At 57.7% G+C, this 15,096-nt stretch carries 17 protein-coding genes; 15 read left to right on the top strand and 2 right to left on the bottom strand.

All coding sequences use genetic code 11. The features are described 5' to 3' along the window. Positions 1–6: 6 nt before the first annotated feature. The 8 genes from remA to rsmB are packed head-to-tail and all read left to right on the top strand — an operon-like array spanning position 7 to position 7,305. Positions 7–270: an extracellular matrix/biofilm regulator RemA gene (remA, locus tag ACTLLP_RS06670; protein WP_441058208.1), complete on the top strand. Its 264-nt coding sequence runs from the start codon at positions 7–9 to the stop codon at positions 268–270. Next, on the top strand, positions 267–875 hold the full coding sequence (gene gmk, locus ACTLLP_RS06665) for a guanylate kinase (RefSeq protein ID WP_441058206.1): 609 nt from the start codon (positions 267–269) through the stop codon (positions 873–875). The genes remA and gmk overlap by 4 nt, the downstream gene beginning before the upstream one ends. A gap of 19 nt (positions 876–894) precedes the next feature. Then, a complete protein-coding gene (gene rpoZ / locus ACTLLP_RS06660) occupies positions 895–1,110 on the top strand; it encodes a DNA-directed RNA polymerase subunit omega (protein ID WP_441058204.1) in 216 nt (71 codons plus the stop codon). Positions 1,111–1,112: 2 nt separating this feature from the next. Then, positions 1,113–2,327: a bifunctional phosphopantothenoylcysteine decarboxylase/phosphopantothenate--cysteine ligase CoaBC gene (gene coaBC, locus ACTLLP_RS06655; protein WP_441058202.1), complete on the top strand. Its 1,215-nt coding sequence runs from the start codon at positions 1,113–1,115 to the stop codon at positions 2,325–2,327. After that, complete coding sequence (gene priA, locus ACTLLP_RS06650) at positions 2,320–4,527, top strand: replication restart helicase PriA (RefSeq protein WP_441058200.1); 2,208 nt, start codon at positions 2,320–2,322, stop codon at positions 4,525–4,527. The genes coaBC and priA overlap by 8 nt, the downstream gene beginning before the upstream one ends. A gap of 13 nt (positions 4,528–4,540) precedes the next feature. After that, positions 4,541–5,005: a peptide deformylase gene (def, locus tag ACTLLP_RS06645; RefSeq protein ID WP_441058198.1), complete on the top strand. Its 465-nt coding sequence runs from the start codon at positions 4,541–4,543 to the stop codon at positions 5,003–5,005. 3 nt (positions 5,006–5,008) lie between these two features. Then, entirely contained in the window at positions 5,009–5,947 is a 939-nt protein-coding gene (gene fmt, locus ACTLLP_RS06640; RefSeq protein WP_441058196.1) for a methionyl-tRNA formyltransferase, read from the top strand. Next, positions 5,947–7,305 (top strand): 16S rRNA (cytosine(967)-C(5))-methyltransferase RsmB, encoded by a 1,359-nt coding sequence (rsmB, locus tag ACTLLP_RS06635; RefSeq protein WP_441058194.1) that lies wholly within the window; start codon positions 5,947–5,949, stop codon positions 7,303–7,305. Before fmt ends, rsmB begins: the two co-directional genes overlap by 1 nt. Positions 7,306–7,312: 7 nt before the next feature. Here the strand turns inward: rsmB and ACTLLP_RS06630 are convergent, their stop codons facing one another. Then, positions 7,313–8,896, bottom strand: coding sequence for an MBL fold metallo-hydrolase (locus tag ACTLLP_RS06630; RefSeq protein ID WP_441058192.1), 1,584 nt, complete (start codon positions 8,894–8,896; stop codon positions 7,313–7,315). A gap of 151 nt (positions 8,897–9,047) precedes the next feature. Then, the gene (locus ACTLLP_RS06625) at positions 9,048–9,335 is read right to left on the bottom strand and encodes a hypothetical protein (RefSeq protein ID WP_441058190.1); all 288 of its coding nucleotides are present in this window, start codon (positions 9,333–9,335) and stop codon (positions 9,048–9,050) included. A 273-nt stretch (positions 9,336–9,608) separates the two neighbouring features. Between ACTLLP_RS06625 and ACTLLP_RS06620 the strand changes: the two genes are divergently transcribed. The 7 genes from ACTLLP_RS06620 (at position 9,609) to ACTLLP_RS06590 (ending at position 14,988) form a co-directional block, all read left to right on the top strand. Next, positions 9,609–10,754 (top strand): D-alanyl-D-alanine carboxypeptidase family protein, encoded by a 1,146-nt coding sequence (locus tag ACTLLP_RS06620; RefSeq protein WP_441058188.1) that lies wholly within the window; start codon positions 9,609–9,611, stop codon positions 10,752–10,754. A 96-nt stretch (positions 10,755–10,850) separates the two neighbouring features. Continuing rightward, a complete protein-coding gene (locus tag ACTLLP_RS06615) occupies positions 10,851–11,201 on the top strand; it encodes an STAS domain-containing protein (protein ID WP_441058186.1) in 351 nt (116 codons plus the stop codon). Next, positions 11,194–11,616, top strand: coding sequence for an anti-sigma F factor (gene spoIIAB / locus ACTLLP_RS06610; RefSeq protein WP_441058184.1), 423 nt, complete (start codon positions 11,194–11,196; stop codon positions 11,614–11,616). Before ACTLLP_RS06615 ends, spoIIAB begins: the two co-directional genes overlap by 8 nt. 3 nt (positions 11,617–11,619) lie before the next feature. After that, positions 11,620–12,354: a SigB/SigF/SigG family RNA polymerase sigma factor gene (locus tag ACTLLP_RS06605; protein ID WP_441058182.1), complete on the top strand. Its 735-nt coding sequence runs from the start codon at positions 11,620–11,622 to the stop codon at positions 12,352–12,354. A gap of 26 nt (positions 12,355–12,380) precedes the next feature. Continuing rightward, positions 12,381–12,953, top strand: coding sequence for a DUF996 domain-containing protein (locus ACTLLP_RS06600; RefSeq protein WP_441058180.1), 573 nt, complete (start codon positions 12,381–12,383; stop codon positions 12,951–12,953). Between the two features lie 71 nt (positions 12,954–13,024). After that, positions 13,025–14,416: a divergent polysaccharide deacetylase family protein gene (locus tag ACTLLP_RS06595; RefSeq protein ID WP_441058178.1), complete on the top strand. Its 1,392-nt coding sequence runs from the start codon at positions 13,025–13,027 to the stop codon at positions 14,414–14,416. 113 nt (positions 14,417–14,529) lie between these two features. Next, positions 14,530–14,988 (top strand): YhcN/YlaJ family sporulation lipoprotein, encoded by a 459-nt coding sequence (locus ACTLLP_RS06590; RefSeq protein WP_441058176.1) that lies wholly within the window; start codon positions 14,530–14,532, stop codon positions 14,986–14,988. Positions 14,989–15,096: the final 108 nt, after the last annotated feature.

The raw sequence follows: 15,096 nt of genomic DNA, 5'->3' as shown, positions 1-15,096 counted from the left end.
AAGGAATTGGGAATCCGATTGATAAATATAGGTTTTGGCAATATCGTTTCCGCCAACCGCATAGTAGCCATCGTTAGCCCAGAATCGGCCCCGATTAAACGCATTATCACCGAGGCTCGCGACCGGGGTATGTTAATCGATGCCACTTACGGGCGGCGTACCCGCGCGGTGATTATCACCGATTCCGATCACGTTATCCTCTCGGCGGTGCAGCCTGAAACAGTAGCCAACCGACTCACTCCTAAGGTGGAGGAGTCGGCGCGGGAGTGAAGCGGGGGCTTTTGCTAGTAATCTCCGGCCCTTCCGGAGTGGGCAAGGGGACGGTTTGCCAAGCCCTGCTGGCTCGTGATCCCTCTTTGTACCTGTCGATTTCGGTAACCACTCGCCCTCCGCGCGCTGGTGAGATAGACGGAAAGGACTATTTTTTTGTCTCGGAAGAACAATTTCTAGAAATGGTGGCCCGAGGCGAGTTGCTAGAGTGGGCACGAGTTTATTCTTACTACTACGGCACGCCTCGTGAGCCGGTGGACAGGGCCCTGCTAGCTGGCCGGGACGTGCTACTGGAGATCGATGTGCAGGGAGGTTTCAAAGTCCGTGAAAACTGTCCGGACAGCGTGCTCGTTTTCCTGCTTCCCCCTTCCTGGGAGGAGTTGCGGCAGCGCCTGGCGCGTAGGGGCACGGAGGGCTGGCAGGCGCAGCAGCAACGCCTGGAATGGGCTCGGCAGGAACTGGCCCTTTATCCCCGCTACGATTACTCGGTGGTAAATGACCGCCTAGAAGATACCGTGGCGACGGTGGAGGCCATAAGATTAGCGGAAAGGCACCGTTCTTTCCGCCAGCAGTTTCCGTGGCTGAGGTCGCTTTTTGATCGCTAGTGGAGGTGGAAGAGTTTCTATGCCAATGAATGAACCACCGCTGGATGATTTGCTGAAGCTTACCCGGAATCGCTACGTGCTGGCTTTGCTAGCGGCCAAGCTAGCGCGTCAACTCAATGAAAAGATGAACGCTGGCCTTATGGAGGAAAACGGTAAGCCGGTGTCTAAAGCTCTGCAGCAAATAGCCGCGGGTAAGGTTAAGTTTATCTACCCCGGAGCAGGAAAGGAAGGATAAGATTGCTGTCCCAGGTGGCCGATGGCTTGCGTGGAAAAAAGGTGACCGTAGGGGTGACGGGGGGGATCTCCGCTTACAAGGCGGTGGAGTTGGTTTCTCTGCTGACCCGAGCAGAGGCCGAGGTTAGGGTGGCGCTTACCCGAGCCGCCAAAGAATTCGTGACCCCCTTAACGTTCGAGGTGCTGTCCGGCCGCCCGGTTTACCACGAGCTCTTCGCTGCTCCCGATCCCGTTCCTCATATTACTCTGGCTCGCCAAACCGAGTTGCTGGTGGTTTATCCGGCTACGGCCAATTTCCTGGCTCAAGCGGCTTGGGGGTTGGCCTCCGACTTACTCACCAGCACCTTGCTAGCCTACGAGGGCCAGGTGCTGGTTTGCCCGGCTATGAACCAGAAGATGTTGAGCCATCCCGCCGTGAAGGATAATATTCGGCGCCTGCGGGAGCGAGGCTATATTTTCCTACCCCCGGAGGAAGGGCGGTTGGCCTGCGGCGAGAAAGGGCCGGGACGCCTTCCTTCACCGGAGCAGGTGCTGGAAGAAATAAACCGTTTTTTTCTCCCTCAGGACTTAAAAGGTCTGAACTTCTTGATTACCGCTGGCCCCACCTGGGAGAGTTGGGATGAGGTGAGGATACTGACTTCGCGGAGCTCGGGTAAGATGGGGTACGCTCTGGCCCGGGCGGCTCGCGACCGCGGGGCGCGAGTGGTTCTGGTAAGCGGCCCCACCGCTTTACCCCCTCCTGTCGGAGTGGAGTTGGTGGCGGTGACCTCGGCTCTAGAGATGCAGGCAGCGGTGGAACGCCATTTTGCCGACGCCGACGTGGTGATCATGGCGGCAGCAGTGAGCGATTACCGCCCTAAGGAACGGGTGGCGGGTAAGCTGAAAAAAGGGCCGGAAGAGATACTCCTTCCTCTGGTGCGTAACCCCGATATTCTGGAAGAGTTGGGCCGCAAAAAGGGGCGACGCCTGTTGGTGGGTTTTGCTGCCGAAGCGGGGGAAGCGCTGGAGAAGGCGCGGGCCAAACTCAAGGCCAAGGGTCTGGATCTGATCGTGGTCAACGATATAACCCAGCAAGGGGCCGGTTTTGGTGCCGATACTAACGTGGTATCGGTGCTTTTTGCTAACGGGCGCCTGGTAAATATGCCGCAACTGGATAAGCTTACCTGCTCTCACCGGTTGATCGATTTGCTGGTAGAGAGCGTGGGGCGCGATGGATGAGGTCAAGGGACCGGTGGCTCAGGTGGCGGTGGCCCTGCCTCTGCCGGCAGGGCGGCAGGTTTTCAGCTACCTGATTCCCTCGGAGCTAGAGGGACGGGTGGCTCCGGGAGTGCAGGTGACCGTGCCCTTCCGGGGACGTTCGGTGGCGGGGGTGGTGGTGGAGGTGAGCGCAAGTTCTCCTCCAGGCGTCACCGAGTTCCGGGATTTGCTCCAGGTGCAATCGCACTCCCCTCTCCCCCCCGAGTTGTTGGATTTAGGGCGGTGGGTGGCGCGGCGCTACTTATGCTCGCTGGGGGAAGCTCTGCTGGCCATGACCCCTCCCAGAGAAGGGCAGGAAGGGGGTTATTTCCCAGCCGAGGGGCTGGAGGGGGAGAAGGTGCTGGCGGGTCCGGTTTCCCGGTCCCCCGCGCAACTGCGGGCGCTGGCCATGGTGTTGGCTTTCCCTGGCATCGACGCCTTTACTTTGCGGCGCGAGGCCAGCGTGACTCTTGCCACCCTGCGAGCGCTGGAGCGGAAGGGATTGATCTACCGGGAAGAAACCAGGAAGGCGGTGTTTCCCCGGGCGCCAGATCTCGCGACCGGACCCTTACTCACTGCTGCTCAGCGAGGAGCTCTGGCGCGGGTGGAACAGGCATTGGAACACCGGAGGCCCTCGTTCTTTCTCCTCCACGGCGTGACCGGCAGCGGGAAAACCGAGGTGTATTTACAGGCTACGCTGCGTGCTCTGGAGCGCGGGCTGCAGGCACTGGTGTTGGTGCCGGAGATCTTACTAGCTCACCAATTGGTGGAGCAATTCCGTTCTCGCCTGGGTGACCGGGTGGCCTTGCTTCATAGTGCCTTGGGGAAGCAAGAGCGAGGAGCAACTTGGCAACGGGTACGGGATGGGGCGGCTACGGTGGTAATCGGGGCGCGCTCGGCCGTGTTCGCTCCCCTTACCCGCTTGGGGTTGGTGGTGCTGGACGAGGAGCACGAGCCGGCCTACAAGCAGGAGCAGGCACCCCGTTATCATGCCCGCGAGGTGGCCCTGGCTCGAGCGGCGCGGGCGGGGGCAGTGGTGCTCCTGGGTAGCGCTACCCCCTCGCTGGAGACCTATGCCCGCGCCCTTACTGGGCGCTACGAGTTACTGCAACTCCCGCAGCGGGCGGAAGGGGATCTACCCCGGGTGGAGTTGGTGGACTTGCGTCGCGAGTACCGGAGGGGCCAGCCAGGGCTTTTCAGCCGCCGGTTGCTACAGCGCATTAAGGAGAAGCTGGCGGCCCAGGAACAAATAATCCTTTTCCTTAACCGGCGGGGTTTCGCTCCCTTCGTCCTTTGCCCCTTCTGCGGGTGCATCCTGCGGTGCCCTCACTGCGATATCCCCTTGGTTTTTCACCAGCCGGATCAGCTTTTATGCCATTATTGTTTTTATCGGATCCGGCTGTCCTGCTTGCTCTGCCCCCGTTGCGGCCAGGGGGAGTTAAGTTTTTTGGGCGCAGGAACGCAACGGCTAGAAGCTGAAGTTAAGGAGAAGTTTCCGCAGGCCCGGGTGGTCCGCCTGGACGCCGAGGCTACTTCCAGGCGGGGAAGTCACGCCGATATTCTGGCGGCAGTTTTGCGCCGGGAAGTTGATATTCTTATAGGCACCCAGATGGTGGCCAAGGGATTAGATATTCCCGGAGTGACCCTGGTGGGGGTGATTAACGCCGATCTTACGCTCACCCTGCCTGATTTTAGGGCGGCCGAGCGCACTTTCCAGTTGTTGTACCAGGTGGCCGGAAGGGCGGGAAGGGGTGCAAGACCTGGTGAGGTAATCTTTCAATCGCATTGCCCGGAGCATTACGCTGTTCGCCTTAGCGCTCGACAAGACTATGCGGCTTTTGCCCACCGGGAACTGCTCTTACGTCGCCGCTTTGGTTACCCGCCCTTCGCTCACTTAGCCCGCGTGGTGATAAGCGGCCCCTGGGAGAACCGGGTGCAAGAAGGAGCTCGCTGGGTGCGGGAATGGCTGGGGGCCGAAGCGGGCGAGAAGGTAGAGATTCTAGGCCCAGCTCCTTGTCCCCTGGCCAAGTTGAAAGGACTGTGGCGATGGCATATTATTTTAAAAGGGAGAAAAATTAAGTCTCTGCTCCAGAGTTTGGGGACGGTTTGGGAACGTCAGAGGCACCGTGCTCTTTCGGGTTTGAAAGTGACCATTGATGTTGATCCTTTAAGCATGTTATAGGAGGTTGCTGTGAGTGGCGGGCAAACGCATTGTGGTAGTTACCGACCCAGATGCCGGGGTTTTGCGGGAGCAGGCCCAGCCGGTGGACAAGATTACCCCCCGGGTGCAAAAGCTTATCCGGGAAATGACGGAAACCATGTACCGCTATCAGGGAGTGGGGTTGGCTGCGCCTCAGGTGGGGGTTTCGCTGCGCGTCATCGTGGTGGACACCGGTTCGGGGCTTTACCAACTGGTGAACCCGGAGATAGTGGATCGAGCCGGGGAGGAGAAAGGTCGGGAGGGGTGCTTGAGCGTTCCCGGTTGCTGGGGAGAGGTGGTGCGATCGGCGCAGGTAAAGGTCAAGGGCTGGGACCCGGAGGGAAAGGAGGTCACGGTGGCCGCCGAGGGCCTTTTGGCTCGCGCCTTGCAGCACGAGATCGACCATCTGGACGGTGTTCTCTTCATCGACCGAGCCGAAAAAATTTACGAGGAGAAGTGAGTCTTGAGACTGGTATTTATGGGCACTCCGGTCTTCGCTTTGCCTTCCTTGGAGGCTCTGCTGCGGGCAGGGCATGATATCGCCCTGGTGATCACCAAGCCCGACCGTCCGCGGGGGCGGGGAGGCAAGCTGGCTCCGCCCCCGGTCAAGGAGTGGGCTGAGCGCCACGGGCTGCCGTGTCTCCAGCCGGGGAGCCTTAAAGACTCCTCTGTGCTTACTGCTCTCAGCCAGGTGGAACCAGAGGTCATCGTGGTGGTGGCTTATGGGAAGATTTTGCCTCCCGAGGTGCTAAAGCTCCCTCCCCGTGGTTGCATTAACCTCCATGCCTCCTTGTTGCCCAAGTATCGAGGAGCAGCTCCTATTCAACATGCCTTACTGGCCGGGGAAAAGATGACTGGTGTCACCACCATGCTTATGGACGAGGGGATGGACACGGGAGATATTCTCCTGCAGGAGCCCCTGGCGATAGGGGAGGAAGAGAGCTTTGGTTCCTTGCAGGATCGCTTAGCGCGCTTGGGAGCCGAGCTCCTGGTGCGCACGCTCAAGCTGTGGGAGCGTGGAGAGATCCACCCCCGCCCCCAGGATCACACTCAAGCCACCTACGCTCCTCCCCTGCAGAGCAAGGACGAGATCATCCGCTGGGAAGAACCGGCGGAACGGATAAAAAACCTCGTGCGGGCGCTTGATCCGGCACCTGGAGCTCGCACTTCTTATCAAGGGAAGCTGCTTAAGATCTGGCGGGTCAGGGCGCTTTCCGGTCCTTTCGGTGGAGTGCCGGGCGAGATTTTAGGGGTAGACCCTTCCGGTATCGTGGTGCGGGCTGGGCAAGGAGCGGTGCTGGTGCAAGAGCTCCAGCTGGCCAACGGTAAACGCTTGCGGGTTGCGGAATTTCTGCGGGGACATCCGGTTACGCCGGGGGTCGTTTTAGGGGAGTTGAAGTAGTGGCTGTATCGGCGCGGGAATTGGCGTTGAGGGTGCTGTACGCGGTGGATGTGGAGGGGGCATACGGAAATCTGGCGCTGACCTCGGTGATGCGGAGGTATCAGCCTCAAGGTCCCGAGCGCTCTTTGCTCACCGAGCTCTGCTACGGGACCTTGCGGCGCCTCAATACCATAGACTGGGTGTTGGCCAAGTTTATCAAGCGGCCTTTATGCGAGCAGAATCCCTGGATCCGCAATATCTTGCGCTTGACGGTGTACCAGATCCTTTATCTGGATCGCATTCCACCGGCCGCGGCGACCAACGAGGCGGTGGAACTGGCCAAGAAATACGCCCCTACGTCCATGACCGGTTTCGTCAACGCGGTATTGCGGCGCGTGGTGCAGCGCAAGGATCAGATTTCCTTTCCCGATCTTCAGCAAGATCCGGTGGATCATGTGGCGCTCAAGTATTCGCACCCTACCTGGCTGGTAAAGCGGTGGCTCCAAGAGTTTGGTCTCGAAGAGACCATTAGCATTTGTGAAGCCAATAATCAGCCTGCGGCTGCCACTCTTCGGACCAACCTGCTGCGTACCAGCCGGGAAGAGTTGATGGAGCGGTTGCGGAAGGAGGCCGATCTCCGGGTCAGCCCTACCCGATACGCTCCTGAGGGCATCAGAGTGCAGGGTTTCTTCGATCTGCAACACCTTCCGGCCTATCATGAGGGACTCTTCTACATTCAGGACGAAAGTTCCATGCTGGCGGCGCACGCTCTAGCTCCAGCGTCGGGTGCTTTTGTCCTCGATGTGTGCGGAGCTCCCGGAGGCAAGGCCACTCATCTAGCGGAGCTCATGCGCGATAGCGGGCGCATCCTGGTGTTGGACGTGTACGCTCACCGCTTGTCTCTGGTAGTGGCTAATGCCCGGCGGCTGGGATTAAAGAGCGTGGAAACATTGCAAGCCGATGTCCGCAGCATCAATGTGCAATTTGCCGGGCAGGCAGATTACGTTTTGGCCGATGTGCCCTGCTCCGGTTTAGGGGTGCTGCGACGCAAACCGGACATAAGGTGGCGTAAAGAACCGAATATTTTTTCCTCTCTGATAACTTTACAACAGGAAATACTGGACAGCGCTTCGGCCTGCGTGCGTCCGGGAGGAGTGCTGCTCTATTGCACCTGCACGTTGGGCGAGGCGGAGAACTTGGAGCAGATCAGACATTTCCTGGCCCGCCACCCCGAGTTTATGCTGGAAGACTTGCTTCCCTTCCTACCCCGCGCTTTGGATCGGGAAGGCACATTGCGGCACGGCTACATACAGATCATGCCTTACCAGGGTATGGACGGCTTCTTCTTGGCCCGCCTGCGCCGCAAGAAGTTGAACTAGAAGGGACTCACTGCCTGAGTAACCGGGCGGGAAAATAGTCGCCGTGTCCCGGCAACACCAGCATTCCCCGGTTTTCCCCTTCCAGCTTCGCGTCCAATTCTAAAACCAGCTCCTGGAGTGCTTGCATCTCTTCTCGGAAGAGTAGAGAATTGGCGTTGGTGCTGGTAATCATGAATTTGGGCAGATTAAGAAAATCCCTTTCTTTGGGATCCAAGCTGGGAACGAAGAGGAGATAGTCGCCGGTGAAGATAAGCCCCTTTTGCGCCTCTAGGAAAAAGACCTGCCCGGGGACATGACCTCCCTTACTTTCCAGTACCTCCAGAACGGTCTTTTCCATTTCTACGGTGGCGATGATCGGAAAGCCGTGCCGTTGTCCCCTCTCCTGGCGTGAGAAGGGTTTCCAAGCCGGGGGCGGGACGAAATCGGTGAAGGCGTTGACCAATACGGTGAAGTAATGGTTGAGTTCGGTGAGATGCGAGCCGCTGCCCCAGGCCCGGTTTTCGTGCTCCAGAACGGGTTCGGCATCGGGATGCAAAAGAACCTGGCTGTTCCACTCCCGAGCCCAATGGCCGGCCATACCGGCGTGGTCGGCATCAGCGTGGGTGAGAAGGATGCGGCGGACGCGCTCCGGCTGGAAGCCATTCTCTCTGAGCATCTGTTTGGCGTCCTGGTAGTAAATGCCGTAACCTCCATCGACCATAACCAATTCCTCGCCGCTTTCCAGCAAGTAGAGATTGCCGCCGGTGGGCAAGCGGAAAGAGTGCACCAGCAGCTCTCCTAGGGGCAAGGAGGGGAGGCGGCGATACGAGAAGCGCTCCCCGGTTTTGAAACGCGAAGAGGCGGCAAAGGTGAGGATATTGGTGAAGACCTTGCTGGCTGCTAGGTCTTTGCCCGCTTCCCGGTAAAAACTCACCAAAGCTTCACTTAGCTTCTGAGAAGCCTCCACCACTCGGCGCAGTTTTTCGGTGTCTTCTTCTCCCAGCAGCCGCTTCAAGCGGAAATAAAAGTATTCTACCAGGTTAAGACCGATAATATTTTCAGCTTCTTTTTCTTCAGCCCCCTGATACTCCACGCTGTAGTAGTATCCGGCCCGGTGCAGGTCTTTGAGGAGTTCGTCAATTTCCCGGGTGTCCTGCACTACTAGGGTCACGGTGGCGGTGGTGGGAGAGAGGGCCTCATTGTAAGCCATGTAGATGACGTTGGCGTTTCGCTGGTGCAATAGATGCGCGAAGGCGGCTAGCGTGCCTGGACGGGGCTCTAAATAGACACCCAGTTGCAGAAGGCTATGCAGGTCCATTATTCCCAGCTTCAGGCTGGAACTCGCTTGTTCCCGCAGCAGGCATTTTTCTTCCAGTCCCTGGCGCACCTGCTGCAGCGCCTGTAAGTCTTCGCTTCGTCCCTCGATCAGCACCCGGTGCGGGTGCTCGGAGCGGTTGTAGTAGAAGTAGGTGATGTTGACTTTGTGAGTGGCGAAGGTGCGGGCCAGAGGCTCGAGGATTCCTGGCCGGTCGGGCACATAGACGGTTACTTTGCAAAGGTATCCAGGGCCGTCGAGCTCGGCGAAGACGCTCCAATTTTTTTCGGTAACCATCGGTCTTTTCCCCCTAAGTCTTTCCTGGCAGCCAGGCGGCGAGTGATCGTGTGGTAGCTTCCACTTTACAAAATTTGCTTCTCCGATGCAAGGCTTCGCAAAGGAAGAGGCGCGGGGACAACCCCCGCGCCTTCGATGGGAGCTTGGCTTATTACTCTACGCCCTGGAACTGGTGATCAATGTTGGCCCCATCGGGATCGGCGTGCCCTCCGCCAGGGAGGTTTTCGTCCTCCGCCCCCTTGGCTGCTTCCCCTTCGCTGGTCAGGGTCTTTTTCTCGGTGTCAGTTCCTGCGGCGTTTTGCAGCTGGGACTGAGTTTGAACCTGGCTTACCGCTGCAGGGGTATACGCCTTGCTAGTTACCGCTGCGTGCGCTACTCCCAGCGCCGAACCGAGGATCAACAACCCGCTACCCAAACCTAACCACCATTTGCGATCCATCTTCTTCGCCTCCTTTGATTTTTGCTGCCGGTGGCCACCGGCAAGTAAAGAATACCTCTTGGACCTTAGAGGGTAATTAGGGAAAGATTAGAAAAACATTAGTTTTGGGTGCAGCGAGTTCACCTCTCTTGAAAGTGCTACCCCCACTTAAAACTGCCAAGCACTAGGGCCTCCGCTTCGCTCCAAGAAACCTCTCTGGTTACCGCGGAGGCTGTTAAACTGTTGGTTTTCCGGAAAGACTGTGGGTAAAAAGAATGGGAAGGAGGAATCGACTTGCGTTGTAAAATAGGGGCGCTGGTTTTCCTACCCTTAATAGCTCTTTTGCTGGTGGGAAGGCCAGTGAGTGCCTCACCCTTTGTTGCTACCACGGCCAAGAGCGCTTTGGTCATGGAGGCGCACAGCGGCCAAGTTTTGGGCGATAAAGAGTTGCATCGGAAGCAACCAATTGCCAGTATGGTGAAGCTCATGACCCTGCTGCTGGCGGTGGAGGCGGTGGAACAGGGTAAAGTCCAGCTCACCGACCGGGTGACGGCCAGCGAGGAGGCAGCCCGGATGGGCGGTTCACAGATTTTTCTGGCCCCCCAGGAAGTTATGACTTTTAGGGAATTGCTCATTGCTGTAGCTACCGCTTCGGCCAACGATGCCAGCGTGGCCGTAGCCGAGCACGTGGCCGGCAGCACGGAGGCTTTTGTATCTGCCATGAACGCCCGGGCGCGAGCTCTGGGTATGGAGAACACCCGCTACGTCAACCCTACTGGCCTGCCTGATGGCGAGCAGTATTCCACCGCTTATGACCAGGCCCTGCTCTTACGGGAAGCCCTGCGGCACCCACTTTTTCGCGAACTGGCGCAGATAAAGGAGCACAGCTTGCGAGGTGGTAAGTTCCAGCTTTTCAACACCAACAAGCTTCTCTGGTGGTATCAAGGAACCATCGCTGGGAAAACCGGTTGGACCGAGGAGGCGGGGTATTGTCTGGCTTCAGCTGCGCAGCGAAAAGGTCTGACTTTAGTAGTAGTGGTGCTGGGTTGTCCGGAACCGCGTAGCCACTTTCGGGAATCGATTAAGCTTTATAACTGGGGCTTTTCCCAGTACCAGGCGTTGACCCTGATGCCAGAGGGGGAGCGGGTGGCTACTCTGCCGGTCGAGCGGGGGAAGGAGGATCGAGTTGATGTGCTCATTGGGCGAGAGGTGGTAGTAGTGGTACCGCGAGGGCACGACAAGGGAATTACTCAGGAGGCGGAGCTCCCTCATTGCCTGGTGGCACCCGTGCGGCGGGGAGATCGAGTGGGCTATTGGGTGGTGAAGCAAGATGGGGAGGAGAAGCTGCGCGTTCCCCTGGTAGCGGCTAGCGAGGTAGCGGAAACCGACTTTTACACCTTGTGGAACAAGGTGTGGCGCCGATTCACCAAGGGGGTCTGAATAGGGGTCGGAAACATTCTTTGCTTTAACAGTGGATTGCAGGAAAAAAAGGTATAGACAGCGAATCCCCCTTCTAAGCAAAGGGGGGAAGAGCAGTTGCTTCGTTTGGATTGTCAAGACGAAGTGCTGTGGGCTCGACTTTCCGGGGAGATCGATCTCCGGGTGGCTGAGACCTTGCGGCGCGAGCTCGAGGGGGCGTTGGACCGCTATTCGGTGCGCTTTCTGGTTTTCGATTTATCGGCGGTGTCTTTTATAGATAGCACTGGTTTGGGAGTTATCCTAGGGCGATACAAGCGGGTGACGGCGACGGGAGGTAAGGTGCTTTTCGCCGCTCCCTCTTACCAGGTGAAGCGGGTATTGGAGCTGGCCGGGGTGCTGCGCCTATGCCCGCTTTTCGCTTCCCAGGAAGAGGCTCGGGCGTTTCTTAGGGGTGAGGCTTGTGGCTAATCGCTTCCGCTTGGAGATGCCGAGTCGGCCAGAAAACGTGGGGCTGGCTCGGGTAGTGGTGGCGGCCTTGGCGGCCCAGCTTGACCCTACGGTGGAGGAGTTAGAGGAGGTTAAAGGAGCGGTTTCCGAAGCGGTGACCAACGCTATCGTTCACGGTTATCAGGGTGATCCCGAGGGCCTGGTGGTTATCGAAGCTTTCCTTAACGGTGACTCTTTGGAAATCCACGTGGAGGACCGGGGTGCCGGAATTCCAGACAACCCTCTTCCGCCGGAGAAAGCGGCTGATTCCCAGCGCCTGGGCTTGGGTCTCGACTTTATGCGTTTCTGGATGGATGAGGTGGAGGTGGAAACTCATCCTGGAAAAGGGACGCGGGTGATCATGCGCAAAAAATTTCGCTTGGTCTCTGAGGGATAGGGGTTGGCGGGGAGGGTTTTACTGGATCAGGAGACCACCCGAGCTCTCCTCCTCAGGGCGCAACGAGGCGATGCTCAGGCTCAAGAGCAGTTGGTGAAGGCTAATCTGGGACTGGTGGGGAAGGTGGTCAAGAGATTTGCTGGGCGGTCCCAGGAAGAAGAGGACCTTTTCCAAATAGGATGCATAGGATTAATCAAGGCCATTAACCGCTTCGATTTGCAACGGGGGACTTGTTTTTCCACCTATGCGGTAGCTACCATCGTGGGAGAGATCCGCCGGTTTCTTCGTGACGACGGTCTTATAAAAGTTTCGCGCACGCTCAAGGAACAGGCCCGGAGGGTGTGGAAAGCGCGTTACGAGTTCAGAGAAGCTATGGGGCGTGAGCCTTCGGTGCTTGAGATAGCGCAAGTCTTGGGGCTGAAGGTGGAGGAGGTGATAATGGCTCTAGAATCGGGAGCGGTACCGGTGTTCCTACAGGAGACGCTGGCGGGCGGGGATGAAGATTCTTGGCGCTTGGAGGACTGCATCGCCGGGGATCGGGAGGAAAAATGGCTGGAGCGACTGTCGCTACAAGAGTCGCTGGCTCGCCTGCCGTCGCGGGAGAGAGAGGTAATTTGGTGGCGTTTTTTCGCTGGATTAACGCAGGAAGAAGTGGCCCGAAGGCTGCGGCTCTCGCAGGCACAGGTGTCGCGCCTGGAGAAAAATGCTTTGCAAAGGTTGCGCGAAGAACTTCAGTAATTAATCAAAGGAGTGATGCTTAAGCCATGGATAATCTTAAATCGGCTAAATATCTAGGTGGCATAGGTTTGATCCTGACTTTCCTTGGTTTCATCCCCTATCTGGGCTGGTTGCTGCCTTTGGTCGGTTGGATTATGGTGGCCTTGGCGCTCAATCAGGTGGGCAAAACCGTTAAGGACGGTTCCATCTTGACCAATTTCATTATCGCTTTGGTGATCGGGATAGTGGGCGGTGTGGTGGTCTTAATCTCCGGAGCTACGGCGGTTCTCCCCTTCGTCACTGGAAGTCCGGAAGCGATGGGGAAAGGTTTATCAGCGGCTCTGATAGTGGCAGCGATCGTGGCCTACGCAATGGTGGTGGCTCACGGCTATTTTTATGCCAAATCTTTCCGCAGCACCGGGGCAGGATTGCGTATTAACCTTTTTACCACAGGGGCTAACCTTTATTTCTGGGGCTCGTTACTCACCGTGGTCTTGGGTTTGGGATTTATCTTGATGCTGATTGCGGAAATTGTGTTGATCGTGGCCTTCTTCTCTTTGCCGGAAACGTTGGCGGCTACGCCGGAATCTCCTTCCTCCTCTCCTGGTATTATCAGTTAATCTGAGCACTGCTAAAAGTTTGCCCCGGCTCCTACGCATAATAAGAGAAAATCCTGCGGGGGGTCGGGGCTTTGCTACGCTGGTTGTTGCTGGGTATGGTTTCTTTCTGCTTCCTGGTCGGCATCCCAAAGCTTGGAGAAGCCGCCAGCGCCGAGCTGGTTGGTAAAACGGTGGTTTTGGATCCTGGACACGGAGGGTGCGATCCCGGAGCCGTGAATATGGGTATGGGCATTTACGAGAAACACATCAATATGGCGGTGGCTCGAAGGTTGCAATCACGGCTGCAGGCGATGGGGGCCAGGGTCCTTCTGACCCATAATGATCCGGACCGTCCGGAACGGGCGGGGGAAAAGTGGGAACTGCCCTATATAAGCTTGAACCAACGGGTGCAGTTAGCCAACCGGGAGGGAGCGGATCTCTTCCTCAGCTTGCACGTCAACAGTTTTTCCGATCCTAACCGCGCGGGTAAAGAGTGCTTTTACGCCCGCACTTCGGAAGAGGGGCGGCGCTTGGCCGAATGTTTGCGGCGGGAACTGGCAACGCTCGGAGGGGAAACTGCTTGTCACCCCAGTTCTCTTTATGTGCTGCAACATACCCGAATGCCCGCCGTGGTGGTAGAGATGGGTTATCTCAGCAACACCAATGAGGCTGCCCGCCTGCTGGATCCCGAGTACCAGCAGCGCTTGGCGGAGGCTTTAAGCGCGGGAATCAAGCGTTATTTTGACCGTTACGGTTCTCATCCGGCTGCGGGGAATTTAGCTCACCCGCGTCCGCGGGTGGCCATAGTTATCGACGATTTCGCCGGCCCGAGCGAGAAGCAAGGCACGCGGGAGTTTATGACTTTACGCTGCCCCCTGACGTTTGCGGTGTTGCCTAACTATCCCCTTTCCGCTCCCACTGCGAGGGAAGCGGTTAAAGCTGGCTTCGAGGTGTTGGTGCATTTACCCATGGAGCCGGTCAAGGGCAGCCCTTCCTGGCTGGGACCGGGAGCGATTTACGTGCATCTGAGTGATAAGGAGATCGAGCGGCGGGTGGAAAAGGCTATAGCCAGCGTGCCGGGGGCGGTAGGCATCAATAACCACACCGGTTCGCGGGCTACGGCCGATCCTCGGGTGATGAGGGCCGTGCTCCGGGTGGTCCAGAGCCACCAACTCTTCTTTCTGGACAGCAAAACCACTAATAAATCGGTGATTCCCCAGATAGCCGAGGAGTTGGGGGTACCTTACGCCGAGGACGGTTTGTTCCTGGACGCAGTCAACGATGCAGCGCATATCAAAAAGCAGCTGTATAAGCTGGCGCGGATAGCTTTGAAACAGGGAAGCGCCATTGCCATCGGTCATGTGGGAGTGACGGGTCCCAATACCGTGCAAGCCATAAAGGAAATGCTGCCTGAGTTCGAGCGTATGGGAATAGAGCTGGTGTATGTTTCGGCTCTGGTTAAGCAGCCTAGCTCTGCTAAGTGAATCGCCTGGTTCTGGAATGGATTTGTGCCGGCCAGAAAATACTAGGGGGTGAAACCAGAAAGAAGGGTGGGAATCGAGCTTTGTGGGTACGAAGATTCTTGGCAGGACTTTGGGTGTTACTCTTGCTCGGTGCTATGTTAGGGACAAGCGGTTGTCCAGGGAGGCGCAGTCCTTCGCCACCAGCTGCTCCTGCCCCCTCTCAGCCGGAGGCCCGGAGTCTACCTACCGACCCGCGCGAGTTGAGTCAGATCGCCACTAACCTGGCGGGTGAGGCTACGCGGGTAGCAGGGGTCAACAAGGCTACGGTGGTCATAGCGGGCAACACAGCTTATGTGGGTCTGGATGTGAAGTCGGAGCTGGGGCGGGGACAGCTGGATGAGATTAAAAGGGAGGTAGCCACCCGTTTGAAACAGGCCGAGCCACGCCTAGCGCGGGTGATGGTTACTACCGACGCTGACACCTACCAGCGCATACGGAAGGTGCAGGAAGGCATGGCTAAAGGGAAGCCGCTTTCAGCGCTGGCCAGCGAGATCGAGGAGATTAACCGGAGGATGTCGCCTACCACGCACTGACCAGGTAAATAAAGGATTGTTATTTTCATTGGGGGCTTGGCCCCCCTTTTTGTTTTACCGGGATTGCCCGAGAGGGCTTTGGTTCCTGAAAGGGGAAGAAAACCCGGA

It is taken from the genome of Desulfothermobacter acidiphilus (assembly GCF_052073645.1).
In the GTDB taxonomy this organism is placed as follows: Bacteria; Bacillota; Desulfotomaculia; order Desulfotomaculales; family Ammonificaceae; genus Desulfothermobacter; species Desulfothermobacter acidiphilus.
Note: the sequence above shows the minus strand (reverse complement) of the source record. Positions and strands in the feature narration are given on the sequence as shown.

Coding starts and splice junctions, on each gene's coding strand:
- rpoZ (WP_441058204.1), top strand. CDS start 895: ATGCCAATGAATGAACCACCGCTGGATGATTTGCTGAAGCTTACCCGG.
- priA (WP_441058200.1), top strand. CDS start 2,320: ATGGATGAGGTCAAGGGACCGGTGGCTCAGGTGGCGGTGGCCCTGCCT.
- ACTLLP_RS06630 (WP_441058192.1), bottom strand. CDS start 8,896: ATGGTTACCGAAAAAAATTGGAGCGTCTTCGCCGAGCTCGACGGCCCT.
- ACTLLP_RS06625 (WP_441058190.1), bottom strand. CDS start 9,335: ATGGATCGCAAATGGTGGTTAGGTTTGGGTAGCGGGTTGTTGATCCTC.
- ACTLLP_RS06600 (WP_441058180.1), top strand. CDS start 12,381: ATGGATAATCTTAAATCGGCTAAATATCTAGGTGGCATAGGTTTGATC.